General features: G+C 41.2%; 16 protein-coding genes. 4 read left to right on the top strand and 12 right to left on the bottom strand.

The annotated features are described in order from the left end of the window. Positions 1-56: 56 nt before the first annotated feature. Positions 57-1,481, bottom strand: coding sequence for an MDR family MFS transporter (locus tag EQG49_RS04075; protein WP_207668556.1), 1,425 nt, complete (start codon positions 1,479-1,481; stop codon positions 57-59). 277 nt (positions 1,482-1,758) lie between these two features. On the opposite strand from EQG49_RS04075, the gene EQG49_RS04080 reads away from it, so the two are divergent. The 3 genes from EQG49_RS04080 to EQG49_RS04090 all read left to right on the top strand — a co-directional run bounded on the left by EQG49_RS04080 (position 1,759) and on the right by EQG49_RS04090 (position 3,698). Beyond that, positions 1,759-2,346, top strand: coding sequence for a TetR/AcrR family transcriptional regulator (locus EQG49_RS04080; RefSeq protein ID WP_165964771.1), 588 nt, complete (start codon positions 1,759-1,761; stop codon positions 2,344-2,346). An 88-nt stretch (positions 2,347-2,434) separates the two neighbouring features. Further along, positions 2,435-3,055, top strand: coding sequence for a substrate-binding protein (locus EQG49_RS04085; RefSeq protein WP_243115748.1), 621 nt, complete (start codon positions 2,435-2,437; stop codon positions 3,053-3,055). Positions 3,056-3,305: 250 nt separating this feature from the next. Next, positions 3,306-3,698, top strand: a complete 393-nt coding sequence (locus tag EQG49_RS04090; RefSeq protein ID WP_133362776.1) for a hypothetical protein — start codon at positions 3,306-3,308, stop codon at positions 3,696-3,698. Positions 3,699-4,361: 663 nt separating this feature from the next. Here the strand turns inward: EQG49_RS04090 and EQG49_RS04095 are convergent. The 3 genes from EQG49_RS04095 to EQG49_RS04105 all read right to left on the bottom strand — a co-directional run bounded on the left by EQG49_RS04095 (position 4,362) and on the right by EQG49_RS04105 (position 5,808). Beyond that, positions 4,362-4,643 carry a hypothetical protein gene (locus EQG49_RS04095; RefSeq protein ID WP_133362777.1) on the bottom strand — a complete coding sequence of 94 codons (282 nt, stop codon included), beginning with the start codon at positions 4,641-4,643 and terminating at the stop codon, positions 4,362-4,364. Positions 4,644-4,707: 64 nt separating this feature from the next. Beyond that, positions 4,708-5,241, bottom strand: a complete 534-nt coding sequence (locus EQG49_RS04100; protein ID WP_133362778.1) for a hypothetical protein — start codon at positions 5,239-5,241, stop codon at positions 4,708-4,710. Positions 5,242-5,388: 147 nt separating this feature from the next. Next, the gene (locus tag EQG49_RS04105) at positions 5,389-5,808 is read right to left on the bottom strand and encodes a hypothetical protein (protein WP_133362779.1); all 420 of its coding nucleotides are present in this window, start codon (positions 5,806-5,808) and stop codon (positions 5,389-5,391) included. 346 nt (positions 5,809-6,154) lie between these two features. On the opposite strand from EQG49_RS04105, the gene EQG49_RS04110 reads away from it, so the two are divergent. Continuing rightward, the gene (locus EQG49_RS04110; RefSeq protein ID WP_133362780.1) at positions 6,155-7,606 is read left to right on the top strand and encodes an AcpB/EbpR/MafR family transcriptional regulator; all 1,452 of its coding nucleotides are present in this window, start codon (positions 6,155-6,157) and stop codon (positions 7,604-7,606) included. Between the two features lie 369 nt (positions 7,607-7,975). Here the strand turns inward: EQG49_RS04110 and EQG49_RS04115 are convergent, their stop codons facing one another. The 8 genes from EQG49_RS04115 to EQG49_RS04150 form a co-directional block, all read right to left on the bottom strand. Further along, the gene (locus tag EQG49_RS04115) at positions 7,976-9,205 is read right to left on the bottom strand and encodes a carboxylate--amine ligase (protein WP_133362781.1); all 1,230 of its coding nucleotides are present in this window, start codon (positions 9,203-9,205) and stop codon (positions 7,976-7,978) included. A 20-nt stretch (positions 9,206-9,225) separates the two neighbouring features. Further along, on the bottom strand, positions 9,226-10,878 hold the full coding sequence (locus tag EQG49_RS04120; protein ID WP_133362782.1) for a putative polysaccharide biosynthesis protein: 1,653 nt from the start codon (positions 10,876-10,878) through the stop codon (positions 9,226-9,228). Positions 10,879-11,219: 341 nt separating this feature from the next. After that, on the bottom strand, positions 11,220-12,356 hold the full coding sequence (locus EQG49_RS04125; protein WP_133362783.1) for a hypothetical protein: 1,137 nt from the start codon (positions 12,354-12,356) through the stop codon (positions 11,220-11,222). Continuing rightward, positions 12,337-13,509, bottom strand: coding sequence for a lipase family protein (locus EQG49_RS04130; protein ID WP_133362784.1), 1,173 nt, complete (start codon positions 13,507-13,509; stop codon positions 12,337-12,339). The genes EQG49_RS04125 and EQG49_RS04130 overlap by 20 nt, the downstream gene beginning before the upstream one ends. A gap of 327 nt (positions 13,510-13,836) precedes the next feature. Further along, positions 13,837-14,862, bottom strand: coding sequence for a lipid II:glycine glycyltransferase FemX (locus tag EQG49_RS04135; protein WP_133362785.1), 1,026 nt, complete (start codon positions 14,860-14,862; stop codon positions 13,837-13,839). 474 nt (positions 14,863-15,336) lie between these two features. Then, positions 15,337-16,002, bottom strand: a complete 666-nt coding sequence (locus tag EQG49_RS04140) for a hypothetical protein (protein WP_133362786.1) — start codon at positions 16,000-16,002, stop codon at positions 15,337-15,339. 949 nt (positions 16,003-16,951) lie between these two features. Continuing rightward, on the bottom strand, positions 16,952-17,581 hold the full coding sequence (locus EQG49_RS04145) for a glycoside hydrolase family protein (protein ID WP_133362787.1): 630 nt from the start codon (positions 17,579-17,581) through the stop codon (positions 16,952-16,954). Between the two features lie 631 nt (positions 17,582-18,212). After that, complete coding sequence (locus EQG49_RS04150) at positions 18,213-19,175, bottom strand: hypothetical protein (RefSeq protein ID WP_133362788.1); 963 nt, start codon at positions 19,173-19,175, stop codon at positions 18,213-18,215. Between the last annotated feature and the right edge of the window lie 133 nt (positions 19,176-19,308).

Consider the following 19,308-nt stretch of genomic DNA (forward strand, 5'->3'; position numbering starts at 1 on the left):
CAAAAAAAGCGCACCTGAATTTAACTTCAGATACGCATTTCGAAACACTATCAAATTTATTTAGCCGCTTTATTCGCTTTGTTAGTCAACAGCAAGGCTGGTAAGAACATTACCACGCTCAAAGCTAGCGAGATCAGGAAACCGTTGTGGTAGGCCGTGGTCATTCCGCCAATTGTTGGGATTGTGCCCTTGGCGAGTGAGAGGCTGACTACCGTTGCTAAGACGGCGGAACCGAATGCCCCACCGATATTTTGGATGATCCGGGTGCCGACGGAAGATTGGGCGATTTCGGCCTTTTCCATGCCGGTATATGCATCCGTCATCATCGGAATTGAGACACCACCAATCCCCATCCCGCGGACAAATAATGCCAAGGCAATCCAGATTAACGATGAAGCTTGATCAAAATAAACGAATGGTATTGAGCCTGCGATTGCTAGGACTAAGCTGACCATAACAACGTTGCGGGCACCAATTTTATCAGTTAACTTACCAATAAATGGTCGCGCTACTAACATACCAACACCTTGAGGAATCAAGATTAAACCTGCGTCGATAACTGAAAAGCCTTTAACATTTTGGAAGAACAATGGTAATAACAGCATTGGGCCATTCGTGGCGATACCTGCTAAAAATAGGCCAATCATTGAGCCGTTGAAACTCTTGTGCGTGAACATTTTCAACGGCAAAATCGCTTTATCTTTGCGAATTGCCGCATACACGATGTACCCGACCAAGACGACCGCACCAGTTACCATATAACCGATGGTCGTGGCGTTGTTAAAGGTGGCATTCTTGGCTGCCGCCGTAATTCCGTAAATCAAGGCAGCCGAGGTTGCTCCTAATAGAACTATGCCGGTAAAATCAAACTGCGCTTTGCGGTTGGTTGGTGTAAAATCGGGTAATTTCAAAATCATCAAAGCAAGCGCGATAATTCCAACAGGCACGTTGACGTAAAAAATCCAGCGCCATGAGAAGTTTTGAATGATCAAAGCCCCAATCACCGGTCCTAAAATTGGTCCGAGGACAATTGGAATCCCAACAATCGAAATTACGCGTCCCATGAATTCTTGACCAGCCACTTGGGCCATCAAAGTTGTCATCAGTGGCAAAATTAAGCCGGCCGCCGCCCCTTGGATAATACGGAAGACAATCATTGAATCGATACTCCAACTCATCCCGGAAAGAATTGAACCAATTAAAAATGCTACGTTGGCGCCAATTACTAGCCATTTACCATTAAAACGTTGAACTGCCCAACCAGAGATCGGTACAGCAATTGCGGTTGCTAGGACATACCCGGTGACAACCCATTGAATCGAATCCAGGCCAGTATGAAAATCACGGCCTAAATGATTAATTGCAATATTGACCATGGTTGAATCGAGCATTGGCATGATTGCACCTAACACCAACAGCCACGCGGTATTTACTATGTTCTTGGGAATTGGTTTTTCTACTGCTTTTTCTTTCTTACTCATGATTCTGTTCTCCTTAACTTTCGTAAAATTAGTTATTTTTATGCGCTCGTAGCTGTCACAGCGTGTTTGGCAATTACTTAGCGCACCTAGTAGTTACACTGTGTAACTTATCTACAAAACATAGTATATGCCTTTCATTTTCCGAAAGCAAGAAATAAGTTGCACAATGTAACTTATTTCTTTAATTTGGCGGTTACATGTTATAATTAGCAGATGAGAATTAATGCATTACGCTAAAGCTTCAGCAAACCAGATTACATACAGAGAGGATTGGCAGATGGCAGAACAACGTAAACGGGGCGAGGAACTTAAAGCGGCAATTTTTAGCGCAGCAATCACAATCTTAAATAATGAAGGCTTTGCGGCCGTCAATTTTAAACGTGTGGCCGAAGAAGCCGGCACTAATCGTCCTTCCTTATATCGCCGGTGGGATACGCCATTTGACCTCGTTTTTGATGCGGTTCGTGCCAAATCAGTGGCCCACCACGGTACATTACTAACATCGAATCGGATTGATACCGGTGTATTACGCGATGATTTAATTGCCGTATTCGACCACTTCAGGGTTTCCTCGCAAAATATGGGGCGGGAATTTATGCGGGCGATGATTATTGAATTGGGCCAAAATAATGAAAAATTACAAACCGCCTTTGATTCCACATCCGAAGGTAATTTGGAGATTATTAATAACGTCCTCGACCAAGCGCGTGCCCGTGGCGAACACATTAACGAAGTATCTGATGAAACCAAGCTCATGCCGTTTGAAGTCCTGCGTTACCAACTAATCATTACTCAAAAAGACCTGACAGATGGTTTTATTACGCACCTCGTTGATGAAGTCATGCTACCAGCCCTGACAAAATAAGTTAGCTTGCGAACTCATTTCACACTTAAAATAACATGCACGGCATTGCGCCATTTTTATGTAATGCATTAAACAAAAAGGAAGTCACATGATGGATGAAGCATACCCCTACTTTATGAGTAACTCCAAATGGTACAAATTCGAAGAAACGGAATCCGGCGACGGGGACGGCATGGTCGTGCAACGTTTTGAGCTAACCAAAAAAGCCACCCCGGCCGCTATCGCCAGCTTTGCGCAAACGATGGTCGAAATTGGCCCAGATGGCTACTTTTTAGCAGATGATCTTAATCGTTTCCAACAAGCGCTCGGCTATGCGAGTCGGCAATATCTTTTCACGGAAAATAACGGCATGACCAATGATGCGTGGTTGTTAGAACATCAGCTCATCACCTATGCAATCCGGAGTTATCAACTATTGTCTGACGATGTCGTTGCACCCAACACCTTGATTTTTAAGCCCCGGATTAAGTTCCTCTACTTGAAATATCTGAAAGAAAATCCAAAAGTGCGCGCCAACGATGCTGAGCTTAATCAATGGATTGCGGCGCGTGACGCAGAATTTGTCTGGAAGTACGCACCCCTGTTAGACTTCCCGGTTTCAGCATTACCACTCCGTCCATTGACTGACGCACAACTTGCCGAAGCAAACCGCTTACGTGAACAAAACGGCGCAGCAACGGTTGATGCACACCGGAATGGCTTAAAATAAAATAGCATACGGTTTGTGAACCAATTTTGGGTACAAACTGATAACATCAAAAGCAAAGATATTAACGATATTTTTGCTTTTTTTCGGTTCACAACATTGCACATCTCACTTATTAAGAGTAAGCTTATTTAGTCAAAATAATTGGTTCTGCTAGCGCAATATGCCATACCTTCGCTGTTTGGCGTGTGCTAACGAGGTGGTATTAATGCACCTAAATAGCAAAACTAAAATATTAATAAGGAATGTCATTATGTTTAAAATCCCAAAGCAATTATTAATTAACGTCGCCATCGTTACTGGTATCGTCACCTTCGTCGTCCTCCAAACTACCATTGGCTGGACTCCACTCGGTTGGATTCGTTCATGGCTGGCGGCCTACGTATTCATGATTCTCTTCAACGCCATTTTTGATCCTGCGCTGTGGGATTTATCCGCCAAATTCCGCCTCCCCAACTTAATTCACGGTATCCTCCAAGGTGTCATTACGGGCTTTTTAGTATCAGCTTGGCTGACATTTTTATTCAGCCCCAACTTGGCAACCTTCTGGACCATTACTTGGTGGCAAACACCAATCGCGGGTGTTCTAGTCTTAGTCGCTAGTTTAGTTATCGGTAAAACGATGGGGCACGGTTGGCTCAAATAATTGGTCCTATTTCGTCTGATGTGGGATTGGATAAAATTGGCCACTGCGTGCCAGTAAATTACTCCGTTAGTTAGGAATAATACTCAAACTAGTGCAAAAAAGTTGCCAACCACAAGCCACAATATCATGAAAAAACCGGTCTAGGACAAAATCTGGCTAAAATTTTTCTAGCGTGGAATTTGGATATGTGTCTCGGCTTGATTCCCACTACGTGTCTGGAAACAGTCTGGACACCGTGATGGAAGACAAGCATTTGAAGCCAAAGTGCGGTCTTCAAATGTTTGCGAAGCTTGGCTCGCTAACGCGGTAACCATCTTCACAAATCCATAATCAGTAACGAAACCCGTTACTGATTATGCCATCACGGTGCGAGCTAAAGTCCAACCTGTTTCCAGCCTCCTCGTTAGTTTGAGCAAGCAGTCTGACTAGTGATATGCCGTAATCTTTGTCGCTGCAAGTTTAGCGGTAATCAATAGTTCAACGCAGTGGCATCATACATCTCATCACATTTTATAAATTCCACGTCAGACGGAATAGAGCTCAAAATCTTAGCTTGTTACAGATAACTATTCCTCGTAAAAAGAGCTTAACCGCACGCGTTGCAACGCCTGGTTAAGCTCTTTTTGGCTCTGAAATTATGTCCCAGCCCCATATATGTGAAAGTCATTTTTTGCTGTCCACAACCCATTCATTTAACTCCGCCCAAATTAATTCCATCTCGCGTTCATTATTTTCAGCTTCCGCAATGGCATACCGTCTGCGAAATTCATCAATGTCGAGTTTATAAATGTCGATTGGCTTCATGACGAATTTCGCAGTGTTCGTCTCCTCGAAGCACGTTTTATTAGGGCTATCGCTATTACCACTAACTACTGCAGCGCAGTAATAAAATACCAACAGGATTGTGATGAAGGCAATTCCTACCACTACGAAGATTGCTTGCATAATAATTACGCCCCCCTTTTTGATAAAACCCATACCTACTTAGAATGGGCTCTCAACGTTATTACTATTTGTAGTCAATTAAAAATGTCAAATTTGTGCTATATTCACCGGCGAATCGACCTTTATTACCTACGTTCGCTAACATGAACTCAGTGGTTCTAACAGGATGATCTGCCGTAAGTTCAGCAATTGTTCCACCGTTATGAAAATGTATTACTTCTTCACTTTGAGGCGACACCAACAACGTCTCCGCCTCATCCGGATCAGGATTCCCCATCTCGTCCATCAAAGGAAGTACTTTTTGACCATTTTTATAAAAATTTTCATCTCCACTAATCTTCACAGATACATAGGAGTTTTTCTCCAACAAACTGTCTGGTGCTAACTTCGTTTCAAGTAACCGTGAGGGCTCTTTTTCGTCAAGCACAATTTCTGATGGAATAACTACCGCCCATTTAAGTTCCTTAATAACTGACGCGTGCACTTCAGTCTTTTCAGTAACAGTTTGGTCATCAGCGTGCACCAAAGTACCAAGCGGTAAAAGCGCCATTCCAGTCATTCCAACAATACTTCCAATCACAAATTTGATCTTTTTCATTTCAATATCCTCAATTTTCTTTACTTAATTTTTTAAACTTAAACTAATAGCAACACAAGCGATAAACCAAATTCAATTTTAAAACATTCGCATCACCACCTTTCATTTTGATTGCTCCAATGTCTACCATTCCAAATCAAGTCGGCATTACACGACATTCAATACGGAATTAAGTTTCGCGCCATTCAGCGGTTTACCAGTGGCCAGCGAAGTTGTTTCAATTACTATAATCGCTTGATGCTTTCCTTTTGGTAGTGACTTTGATAAATGGATTTCATTAAAGCCCAAGCCTGGCTTAATTAATTGTGACTGAAATAACGTTTCGCCTGATTCTGCTAAAATCAACCGGTACTTAAAATAACAAGGATTCTTAACTGGATTTTCCCAACCAACCTGCGCCATGTTTGTTTTGGTGGAAACATTAATAGTGGGTGTGCCCGGAATTGTAATTGACTCAGCGCGACTACTAGTAGTTGTTTTTTTCACCAACTTTTCAGCTCTAGCATCAACTGCCTCTGGCTTTTTTGCATGCGATGATGGCCACACAAATTGCAATAATAACAACATTAATATCACTCCAATGCCCATGATAATTTGTATTATTTGTTTTCGTTTAAATGTTCTCATTACTTTTTCTCCAATTTTATATATTTAAAAAACCAATTAGGCCACTCCAGCCTATAAATAAAAATCCTAACAAAATGCTGATAAGCCCCAGCAAACAGCTTATAAAAATAATTGTATCTTTGCGCATCAACAGCTATCCCTCGCATTCTGCTTCTTTGTTAAATGTGACGTTTGTGTGAACAAACTGAGAATTAATATTGAATTAGTCTCAATAACTATCAACCACCCAACAAATTACGCTAATATGAATACATACAATATATGAGGAGACTGTTACAACCTGATCATGCTAAATCAATTATTATCAAAACAACATAAACGCCAGTTTGAAATCGTGAATATGTTAATGTCATCTGCGACACCAACAACCACGGAATTTGCCAATCAGCTCAAAACAACGCGGCAAACAATTCAAACTGATATTGATGAGCTCAATGCTGTAATCACGCCCCATATTATTGTGCAAGTCGATAATCAATGGCAGTTGATTGCCTCGGCAAAACTGTCATTAACTTCAATTCACTCGCAAATCCTAAGTCAGTCTCTCAGCTTTAATATTTTGGAAACAATTTTCTTAGGAAATGTCACCACGCAACAAGAACTACTCGAATCGGCATTAACATCCCAAGCCACGCTTTATCGTGAAATTAAAAATATCAACGCGATTCTGAACCCTTTAAATATTCACCTAAATACTAGAAAGCTGATAATCGAAGGCGACGAATTTAAAGTCCGAAGCTTTTTCTTTCAATATTTCTTTGAAAAATATGAATTTGCCTCGGTCTTTGTTCCCGACATTGAGCTAGAAACCTTTGATAAATTAATTACAACTTTCTCAAAGAATAACAACGTGTATTTCAATCAAGCCGACTTATCATTTATGGAATACAACAAGCTCTGCATCTTATTAAAAGTTTCAATCCAGCGGCTGCAACAGGGCTATCACATAGATTTACCAGGTCAAGCGACATTCACAGTTGATTTAGATGCTAATCTGGAACGCGAATTCTTTTATAACTTCAAAATTCCGCTATCAGCCAAAACATATTCTGAAATTTTCGGACTTTTCTACAATCAATATTATGTAGTTACAATCGATGCCTTAAACCATTTATGCAATATTGATGCAAAATATGCGACTTTAGTTGATTCGATAAAACAATTAATCAGTTTTGTCGCTGAGCAACCAAACATTGAACTGACTAATCAGGATGATCTTCTTATCGCCCTGTTCAACGCCGTACAAGCTAAAGATTTCATCCAATTTATATTGCTTGATAAAATTGGTCAGTTTATCGCCACTGCACAGTTTGAAAATCATCGCCTATTCACGGATATCGTTGTCAAAATCACCGAATTAATCGCACCAGGTGATTGTGAGGAAAGCCAACTAGTCGGCTCATTGATGTATGAACTAATCATTAATTGCGATAGTCTCTACCATGAACTTAAACATGTGACTGAATTACAAAACTTACACATTGGTTTTATCTTGAATTTACCAACTAATCACATCAATCTGTTGATTAGTGATTTGCAAGCAATGCTGCCTGATGCCAAGCTCACAGTGCTTAATAATCTCTCTTTGCCCGCCTTAATTAAAGAGAGTGCTGAGTTTGATGTGGTTGTTTCCAACCTGCATGGCTTAGCCAGTCAAATTCACGCGCCGCTACTTTCTTTAACGACGGTCTATCAGTTTTTGAATCAATCAATTAGTGAATCAATCTTCAATGCGTAATCAATTAGTTGTTATTAACTAATCAATATCATTAGTTTAGCAATTATTTTCAGTGCCAACATTTCATAAATTTTCAAGGCTAATAAATTTGTGATAATTTGTTCAAATAAGATTCACAACAATGTGTTAGTGCTGCGAATCGTAAGCATTAATTTGTATATCTGAAATTACAACCAAACAATGGCATAACAAAAGCACCCCTGCGTTGACCACAGCACAAGCTGGTCAGTTCAGGGGTGTTTGAATTAATTCATTTTTTAGAATCTAGGTTTTGTCCCAGCTTCTTTTTGATGAATGCAAAGTACAGAAACGGCAATCCCACGATAAATAAAAAAACTCGCCTGAATTTCAGACGAGTTTTTTTGTGGCTTATGCTTTAAAATATTTCGCGTAATACTTGGCAAAATTTTGGTTGGCACGCCGGTAGTTCAAGAAGCGCTTGATGTTCCAATCGTTCTTGTACTTGTACGTGTAGCCGTATTGACCATTTTCAATCAACTTTAAGGCAAAATCAGTTGCTTCGTTGTGACGCATGTATTGCTTGTACAACTTCGGCGTGATTGCCAGCCAAACCTTCCATTTGCTCTTGTCAGCATTGGCGTAGACTGGCATGTCGGGAATTGCAACGTCATCGTAATCATCAACTAATGCGCGCATCCAGTTCGTCCCGTTTAAGCTCGCCCACCAATTTGACCGGCCGAGGCGAATGTTCATTTCAAAGACTTTGTAGGTATTGTCGCGGGTATCGAACTTCAAATCAAAGTTCACAAACCCGGTAATATTCAATCCTTCTAAGAATTTTACATATTGGTCATAGATGGCTTCGTTGTAATCGGGCATAATCGCCATGTGATTACCGCGGCCTTGGGGACCGGGATCTTCAATCAAGGCGTGCCCCATTGAAATCACCCGTACCTTACCATTTTGGTCGATATACGCCGTCAAATTCCGTTCAAACGAATCATCCCCAGGAATCATGTCTTGCATCGTGAAAGTGCTGGTGTAGCCATTCGCATAGGCTAACTTGATGACCTCGTTCAATTCTTCGTGGGAGTTAATGAAGTAAATCTTCTTATGCCCAGGGAAGAATAAATCCATCCATTCAACTGAATTATCTGACTTCAAGATTACGGGATAACCCCATTCTGATTCAACATCGCGTTCCGCATCCGCTGGCGTAATCCGCTTGGTTGCGGGCATCGCTAGGCCAAATTCAGCCGCAATTGGTTCAAAGGTTTCCTTGTGGTTCAATTCAATCATGCGGTCATAATCAATGTAAGGAATTACGAAAAATTCCGCTAATTCCGCTTTGTGTTGGGCAATCAAAGCTGCGTATTTGTCACCAGAACCTACCAAGATTGTTGGTTGCCCGGCGGCTTTGACTTCCGCCCCAATCTTGCGCATTTCTTCGATGAACTTGGGATCATCGTTAATTCCGGGTACTAACTTAATATCAACGATGTGGCTATCGCGCGTCGCCGTCATTGGGCGTCCCGCGGCGATAATCGTTGATTTCATCCCGAATGCTTCATGTAATTCACGGGCAGAACCGTAAATACTTTCGTCACTACCTAAAAATAAAACGTGATGTTTAACCATTTTAAGAGTCCTCTTTTAACTTAACGAATGTGGAGCTTCGTACGTAATCGAGCCGCACGAGCGCCAAAGAATTTTTCGGCGATTGGTGAGCGGAGAATCAAGAATGCATAGACCGCGCCCCCTAATGCCACAGCAACCGCAACAATCAAAATTTGAATGATGCGAGCTTCAGGTGACAAGAAGTGTAACGCTAATTCAGTTGTCCCATAGGCCACTGCCCCCATCGCAATTGAGGCGGCAATCACGGTGCTTAAAGTGTTGGTCATGGTTACGAGCTTCAAATCATAATCATTCTGTAATTGGCGAATAACTAGTAAGCTTGAAACGACAAAGCCAAGGAATGATGCCACCAACGTCCCCATCGCCCCAAGGAGCGCGACCATTGGCACTTGCAAGGCAAGTTTCACAATCAAACCTATTCCCAACGCTTGGAGGGCTTCACGATTTCGTGACAATCCTTGGGTAATCGTTGAAAGCAACGTAAATAATCCAAACATAATTCCTAAGAATGATGAGAATTGTAAGATCGTTGTCCCCATTAACGTTAGCATCGCACTATCATTGTAGCCATAGAACGTCACATAGAGCGGTTGCGCAATAGCAGCCATCCCAATCGCGGCGGGAATCATCACCACACTGAAGAGTTCCAACGTGAAGCGTACTTGTTCAGAAATTTCTTGATTATCATCCTTAGCATGAGCGGCAGCCAACAACGGAATGGCAGTTGACCCCATCGCCACGGCCAAAGAAATGACAATCATAATTAATTTATTAGCATTAAAATCGAAAATTGCATATTGCGTATTTAACATCGCATATGGCAGATTCGTAAACATTTGCATGATTTTGAAGAACGTATATTGGTCAATGATTTGGTAGAACGGAATTGCTGAACCAACCACGACGAATGGAATTGCTTGGGCAACGACTTCCCAGATTAAGCGTTTTGCTGAAATGGTTTCGGCATTCTTACTTTCAGCTAAGCGGTCTTTGAACATTTTGCGTTGCTTGTACAAAGTCCAGGCGAGCACGGCAATCCCCGCAATCGCCCCGATAAAGGCGGCAAATGTTGATTGCACTACGGCTGACTGCCATGAACCGTGATTGACAACTAAGATAATCCACGTTAACAACAACATGTAGATTACGCGGAGCAATTGTTCCATGAACTGTGACATCGCTGAAGGTGCCATCTGATTGTTACCTTGCAGGAATCCCCGCGTCATACTCATCACTGGAATGATAAAGACTGCCGGCGCGAGTGAGTGAAGCACTGGTACGACGGACGGATCACCCGCGGCTAAGAGCGGTGCCCCAAACCATAAAATCAATGCGGAAAGTAAACCGGTAAAGAAACCAATTTGCAATGACGACTTATACAGCCGCATCGCAATCCCATATTCTTCTTTGGCATTATAACGGGCGACGAGCTTTGACACCGCCGAAGGAATCCCCGCCGAGGCCGCCATCAAGAACAATGCGTAAATGTTGTAACCTTTTGAAAATAAAGCATTCCCTTGTAATCCGTATTCACCGAACATGGCGACCCATGGAATAATGTACAAGGCCCCTAAAACCCGCGACATGATACTACCAGCGGTCAGCCAAAATGAACCGCGCAGCATTTGTTTTTTATTATCGCTGCTTTGTTGAGTTGGCGTATTTTCTGCCATCAAAAAACCCTGACTTTCTAATTTTTATATTTTACGTTCTAACCGTTTAATTTTACCGAAGTTCCGCCCCATAAACAACTAAACTGCAAAAGATTACGCTTTCATTGGGTACTTTCTTAGCGTTGCAAATTAATCCGCGCTTTTGTTAACAACTCTAGTAATAATTGTTGTTCACCGGTGGATAACTTGGTGAGCGTTATCTGCCGGGTGATGGCTTCGATTTCTGAAGAAACATCAGCTCACAAATTGGAAAAGGCGTGTTTATTATTACACCCCAGTGTCCGATAAGTGAACTGGCACGAAAAAAAGACGACTCACTTAAGCCGTCTTTATTTAGTAACTCATTTATTTACATTATAATTTTCATTTGCACCTACAATTTTTTCAATCAATGCTTGTGCAGCTTGAAGATGAATTACCAAATCACCAAAATCATCTTGTTGTTCCAAATTCATCTCATCAAAGTTAGTCCCATATTGTTTAATTCTTGTAACATCTTGTGCTAACTGCGACTTTGCAACTTGCGTGAGTTTTGAAAGGGTTCTGATTTCAATTTTGTTACCCTCAATCACTTTACGAGCAAGGTTAATTTGACTAGTCGCCGTATTGGCTCGGCGTGCAATTTTTTGGTTCCTTTTACTAGTAAAAATACCAGTTCCAATTGCAAAAACTATTCCAAGGGGACCAAGAATCATACCAGTTCCAATGGTTGAAGTCGCAACCGTGCCACCCATCGCTACGGTTGCCGCACCACTCCCAATAGCAAGACTAGATAATGCCAATGTATTTGTAGCGACAATTGGAGCTGCAATTATCGTTGCTCCTGCAGACGAGCCGGCCATGATAAGTCCAGAAGCTCCGATACTCGCAAGTGTTCCGCTTCCTAACCAACCAGCAATTGATACTAAGTTAGCCGCAGATGCGCCAGCAATTGTAGTTGAAACAGCATTGACTGCGAACTTTTTTATCAATTGATTGCCAATAGTCAGCCCAAAATTACCGCCAGCCCCTGCAACACCAGTTACCATAAGTGACGTGGTAAGCGGTAGAGTTACTTTTTCACCGTTAGCGTTGATGTATTCAATACCTGGAATTCCAAGAGTAGTTGCCAACGCACTTAATGTTTTTGCGTTCAAAGTCTTGTTCCCTAAAGAAACGTCCAAGGTTGTTCCCTTATCAATTTCTCGATTATCAGTAACTTTGTTAATTTCTTTTGCTAATTCATCAAGGGTATTTCTATATCGATCATCTACACACTTAACATTTTCAACAATTTTTGCTGGTTCAAGTGGAACATCAATCACCTGATTTACGTACTTAATTGCAGAATCAATCGCAAGTTTCATGTATTTTCGGTGTTCAAACAGTTGCTCACTGAGCAAAACTAATGAATTTTGATTATCCTCAAAACGCATCTGTGCATCTTTCATTCGTCTAATTGCGTTGTTTCTTAAATCTTTATTCAAAAAATTGACCATCAGTGGCACCTCCTCCGGGATGTACAAACTTACTTAGCTCATCATGAGTGTGTAGTATTTTATCTTCCGGTACGTTTAATGCACGGGCAAATTCAATTGCAGCTTGCTTTCGTTGTTTTGCCGTACCAACTTCCATTTGTCGTTGTAATTTAAGAAGTTGTTGACACTCTTCAATTACATTTTGAATTATTTTTTTCATCTCTCGATCAATTAACTTGGCATTACGCTGATATTCATTTTCAATATCATTAGCAAACCCATTATCTAATTCATATGTTTTTGTATGCATCAGCTCAATATAAATCACATTAGTTCTAATCACTTTACAAATTTTTTTTAAGTCATTTAGACTGAATTTTGACCAATCCACCTTTTTGAATTGTTTAGGTGATAGTTGAGTGGCAACTATCACCGTATTCGCTATTCCAAGTGATATAGATGTACCAGCGTGCACATATGATGAATTCATCAATAAACCTGTTGTTCCAACAATTGGTCTTAATGAATACCATTTTAACCAATCCACCTTATCTTTGATTAATCCTTCATGATTTGAAAGATAGCTCTTAGCAGGTGGAAGTCCAGGAACAATATCAAAATTTGCTTCGTAACGAACAATATCAATCATCCAAGTTATGTCACTAGCAAAATCAACATCGCCCACTCTTGGACTGCCAAATGTCACAACGTTAATACGCTTACGGTCAACTCCGTGATTCACTAACATCCGTGCGAATATTTGTGCCATTGCTCCGCCCTTACTGTGTCCAGTAATTAATATGCGCTTCTCGCTATTATCAATTTGTTGAAACACTTCCCATAATCGTGAATCGAGTGCTCTTACGGCTTGATAAAAACCTGTATGAACTCTTCCCTCGCCCTCAGCAAACCTGACAAGCTTGATTTTGACATTGTTTTTCCAATCATCCCAACTTTTCGTGCCTTTAAATGAAATCACTATTAGGTCTTTTGTTTCACCGATTAATCCATGGTGAATACCCTGAGATGAGAATGCGCTGACATCGGAATTGAATCCCGCTTCTAAATAATTTATGTGTTTCTTGTAATCAGGTGATAGCACTTGATTATCTTCAATTGACTTTGCTAACCATGAAGCGTGAAAGCCAACAGATTTGATTTGTTTTCCGTTCATCAAAAGAACTCCTCTCGCAGTAATATTCTTACTACCATTATCTCAACATTTAGTGAAGAAAATGAGTATCAAAGCTATCCTTGTATGAATATTCATCGAGAAAAGCCTTAAACATTATTGGTATATTCAGTTGACAGAAACATATCCCCACACGGATTGTTATATACAGAAGTTCGGTAATATGAAACATTGGCCATATGCCATTGCACCTGTATCAATTACCGGAACTAATATGATCACTTCTGCATTAACAAATTGCATACAAAAACAGGCCACAAGAATTTAAACCGCAAACTCTTGTGACCCGCTTAATATTTAATTTCTTAATTACATGCTATCTTTCGTGAATTCCTTATAGGTATCCGCATCAAAGACATAGTCAATTTCACCGATGTATTCAGTAATCTTGTTAGGATATGCGAAGCCTTGCTTGAAGTGGTACAAGCCATCAGTGTTATCGAAACCGAAGATACCACCCATGTCGTAGCGCTTCTTGCCGGTGTTCATCGCCCACTTAATCATTTCCCATTGAACTAATTGGGGTGCCATGAAGTTGCGCTTGATTTCAGTTGAGCCACCGTACATGTACCAAACCTTGTCGCCAAAGTTAAAGGCTATCGCGCCGGACAAGACATCCCCTTCGTGACGCGCAATGTAGATACGCATGATTGAATCTTCGGGGAAGGCTTCCAACATCCGGTCAAAGTATTCTGCCGGACGGTATGTGATGCCGTGGCGAATACTCATTTCTTTGTACGTTTCGTAGAACACATCCATCAATTCCTTCGAGTTACCACTTTCAACTTCAACACCCTTGCGTTCGGCTAAACGGATGTTGTAGCGGGTCTTCTTGTGGAAAGTTGCGATTAATGATTCTTCGTCTTGATCAACTAAATCTAACAACATGTTGAAACGAGGTTGAATCGTCGCGTGGGCGTTTTCAAGGCTCAAGTTCCGATTACGCATCGTGAAACCAAGCGCCTTCAATTCATTGTTTAATTCATCTGAATAAACGACTTCAGGGTCAATCCGCAAGACCATTGTGTTAGCTGCTTCCAAAGCTGATTTAGCTTCATCAACTAAAGCTTTCAACAATTCAACACTAAATTCATCCTTGAAAACGGGACCTTTACTTGCGTAGGCCAATTTCTTATCGTTTAAATTATTGATACTCAAGATTGAAAGACCGGCAACAATTTCGCCGGCATTTTCCACGTACACGTACATTGGTTGCCAGTTGGCTTTGGTCTTACCCCACCCCAAATCTTGGGTAACTGAGGAATAGTTTGCTGAGCGCACGAAATCTTGATAACGAGCAACTTCAGCCGCATCGTTTAAATTTACAACAGGCATTTTTATATTCTTCCTAACTTTAAGTATTCAATACTCAATTATAGTAGTAAACCCACCCGATGTCATTAAATTGATGTGAGATTGTTAGAAAAATGCGTACTTCTGTGTTTTGTTTTTTGCGATATTCGCTTTAGCGTATTGGCCACTAGTCGTGCTGCGGGTTGCGTTAGTCATTTGGTTTTTGTCGTTTGAATATTTTTGCCAACAAACCATACGCAAGAGGCGTTGAAATTGTTAGAAAACAAGAAAGTGTTCTTCACTAATTTTGAAGAACTAGAAAAAAATAAGTTAATTGTTTTGAGCGATAGCGGTCGTCGCCATATTGAATACGGAACAGAATAGGACAAAAGTTTGTTTCTATACTCAAATTCATAGTTATAAAAAACATAAGCCTGTCATATCCATTGTTTAAACGGATATGACAGGCTTTTTAGACACTTTTAAAAAGTTTTGCGGCGTCGTCATATATTTAGATTAACAAACATCCTTCAGATACTTTTGTGGAACCCAATAGTATATTTTACCAATTTTTACCTTGTAGAGCGAATCCCAGTACGAATAGTAGTTGTCACCCAAGTACGGTACTTCCTTTGTTTTGGAATAATAGCGCATCTTAGTCGTCGATAGTTTCTTATTGGTCTTCAGTTTCTTAGCTTTTGGCAATTTTTTCTCTTGCGCTTTATTGCCTTTGATGATGTATCCTTTTGCATTTTTCTTCAATCTAAAATTATGACTTTCGTTGACAACTCCTGAAATGGCATTTCGCCACCCATTCTCCATTGACGAAGCAGGTATATAAAAGACCCATTCAGGTTGATAAATTACGCCGTAATATTTTTTTCCTTTGAAAGTCACGCATTCGTTCACCTTCCAATTAATCACCGAAATTTGTTCTAGCAAATCAGTTTTTTTATTAAGGTCCACGAGAGCGGAGGGATCTATACCTCCTAAGTTATAGCCCCAGTACACGTTTTTTAACTTCGAACCGGCCTTAACATGCATTTTTTTTGCCTTTTTGTATGTGGTAACTTTACGATTTATGCCATTGTTTGTGGTGCTTGCAGAAATACCGAACGGCGACACAACAACAGAGCCAAGCAACGTAATACATAATATAATCTTAAATATTTTCTTGTTCATAATCTTCACCTTTCTAAATAAAAAACGCCAACAAAAAGATAGACTCATCTTCCCGTTGACGTTCAGCTAGTATTCAAATTATCCCTAACATGATTATATCAAACATCACCTTCCGTATACCGTTTCAAACTCTTCTATGAATTAAGAATCTAATGCGTAGGAACTTTGCTACACCTAGTGTTCTATGTCACTCTTCATTTGTTTATTTGTAAACTCAGGACTAAAAAAAGCGGCCATGAACGTCGTCAAATCAGCCTTATCAGCATTTGAAATTCTCAAAAAGGAGCTTAACAAATGATAATCAATGTATTATACTAGTATATGTACTCGATTAGTATTTTGAATCCCCCCGATTCTAATTGAAGCTATCGGCTACACCCCCTTGCGACCACAGGAATTTTCCCAATCCTTGTGGTCGCTTTTTGTTGTCTGCAGATTTTCAGGGGAGTGGGACAAATGGTGGGCTGGTATTATAATGTCGCACTTAGCGCATAATAAAAAGGCTCCAAGTCAGTTAAATCGCCTAACTTGCTTGGAGCCTTCAGGTTTTCTGCCGGTGGACCGTTTTTTACTTAATCGAAGCTATGGTAAAAGTTAAATCTGGATGCCGCAAAACATATAATTTGATATCTCGATCTCATTCACTTCACAAACTTGTCATTCTCAATTATTTCACGTTGCTTTTTTTGAACGAAATAGTCTTTTACTTTTACGAGAAATTTGAATTTATCATCATCAATATCGGAATTCAATAAATATGTTATCTCATCATTGTCAAACTTTCAAATTGATCATATAGTTCATTAATTTTCTGATTTCCTGGACTGACCATATATATCCCCCTCACTTTTGAACATCATATGAGGTTTTCATTATATATTATTTTAAGTAGCATCATTCGGATTTAATCTAAATGTATCGGTACCTCGGATATAAAAACGGAGTTCCATCACCGTTCAAGCCGTAGTAGCTGTCCCACCTGAATTGCATTCGGATTCTTAATTCCGTTCAGCTTAACTAGGTTCGCCACACTCGTTTTATATTTGGCGGCGATTGCGGACAACGTATCACCACGCTTAACCCGATACGTTGCTGTTTTGCCATTGGCAGCACTTGTTCCCAAATCATCGTGCACGCTATCTGGCTTCAAAAACAACGCCACTTCTGCTTCACGCCGACGCTTCAGTCCTAGCAAAACAACGCCACCAGCACGGTTAAACCGCAACATTTGGGCACTAGCGGCGGTCCATTTGCCTTGGTTCAAGTAGTCGAGCAGCCACGTCCCCTTCAAAATGTGAGGACCCAAATTAAAATGAAAACTGACTAATGCATCGAACTGATTTTGGTTCAATTTAACGCGAATATACTGATAAATGCCCGCCGCATGCGTCTTCACATCCGCGTCCAAATACGCATTCGCTTGCGCCGGCGTAATGATCATCCCCCGCTTGACGCCTTGCGTGTGCCCGTACCCAATCGTCCACACCCCAACACTATCCTGATACGCCTGTAACCGCAAGCCTTCAAACTGCTGCAGTAGTTTGCGCCCATTGGCACTTAATTTTAGCTTTTCATTCATGCTCCCACCTCGTATTCCATAATTTCACCAGCTAATTCCCGCCGGCGGTGTTTTTTCTTCTTATATATAAAGTCAATTCATCACCGGAAAATGCGCCACCTTTTTTGTTTTTGCCAAAATTAGTTTGCATTTGGTAAATTCCGTAATCACCAGCGCAATGTTATCCACAGCTCAAAATAATCGGGCAACTCAAAAAGACACAGGTTATCCACACCCATGTCTTCTTTTATATTCTGTTTATTCTAACGTGGAATTGTCGTTTCTGTACTTTTCAATCATCGAATTACTGGGGTTCTATTGTCATTGTTTATTTCCATGCCACTGCGCCTATGATTGGTACCTATTTTCCGCTAGTCTTGAAAATTATTCCCAACTAACGGAGTGCCAGCAAATTGCTTGGCGGGCGCAGCCTTCACACCGCGACTGGGGGAATATGTGTGCAGCACATATTCCCGCTGAGGATAAGATGAGGAGTCTAGGGAATTTATTCCCGTAGAGTCCCAGCTTGTCCGAGTTTGCTAAGACCGCTTTTTGGCTTAGCAATGAGCTTCCAGCGCAGTGCGCCAAGTAATTTGCTGGCACGGAGTGGCCACTTTTATTCAAACTCAGGTCAGACAGAATAGCCACATTCTTAGTTAAGCAAATCATCATAATACTTAATCACAGCGGTGTCCTTACTTACAGCGAACACTTTGTCAGTTGTAACCGTGTCGTCACTACCGTCATATGAATATGTGTAGTTAAATAATTCCTCCTCGCCCGTGCCATCATATTGCTCCCGCGAATTAATGGTGCGTTGGTACACAGTCCCATCGTCGCTAAATAAGTAATATGAAATCGGCATTTTCTTCCCCTGCTTCGTAAGGGTGTTTGCAAGCTTTTCATTGGGGTAAAATACCGCCATATCAAGCCCCCGTGGCGAATCAGCTGCACCGTGGCCATACATTTGTAAATCGCCATTTACCGTGTTGGCGATTACCGACGTGGCGCCTTGATAATCGGCCAAGTCTTCACCAGTTTCAAAGCTCAAATCCAAGTTCGCGAGTTTTCCTCGCGCAACGAGGAAATTTTCTAGCTTAGCCTTGTTTGAATACGAGAGTGTACTTTTTGGGCTATCTGCCGCGTCCGAATTTTTCGTCGCATCGTCAGCGGTAGCCTGAGCCGCTGCTTCTGAGGCCGCCCGCGCAACCTCTGCGGAATTGCTCTTGGCGGCTGCTTCGGATGAGGCTGCCACCGAGCTAGCCACACTGGCATCATTTTTTTCGGCTGCCACACTCGCATCGTGTTTGGCTTGCTGACTAGAGTTCAGACTCGCAATGTTGGTTGCCGATTGTTGTTTCACATTTTGTTCGTGCACATAGACGATTAGTCCTACAAAAATACCAATAACTAAAATTGAACCACCAATAATTGCTGCAATTATTTTTTTCCGTTTATCCGCTTGTGCCAAATTTTCCAAATGTACCTTTTCGTTGGATTCCCACCGTTGATAGTCTTTGGCGGCCGCCGTACTATCATCAGGATTTAGCATTTTGAACTCTTGCAGCTTGCGCGTTTTTTCCGCTTCATTGATTTTAAATCGATCGCTTGCCATGTCAATACCTCCTTCACTATCGCTATTACCTGCAAATTTTGTGGTTCCCGTCCGTATTCGCAGGTTCAGTTCTGTCCGCTCGCCAAATGCATTTACCTGTGCCAACGGAACAAAAAAAGCCAACAGCAAACAT

The sequence above is a fragment of the Periweissella cryptocerci genome, from assembly GCF_004358325.1.
GTDB classification, from domain to species: domain Bacteria; phylum Bacillota; class Bacilli; order Lactobacillales; family Lactobacillaceae; genus Periweissella; species Periweissella cryptocerci.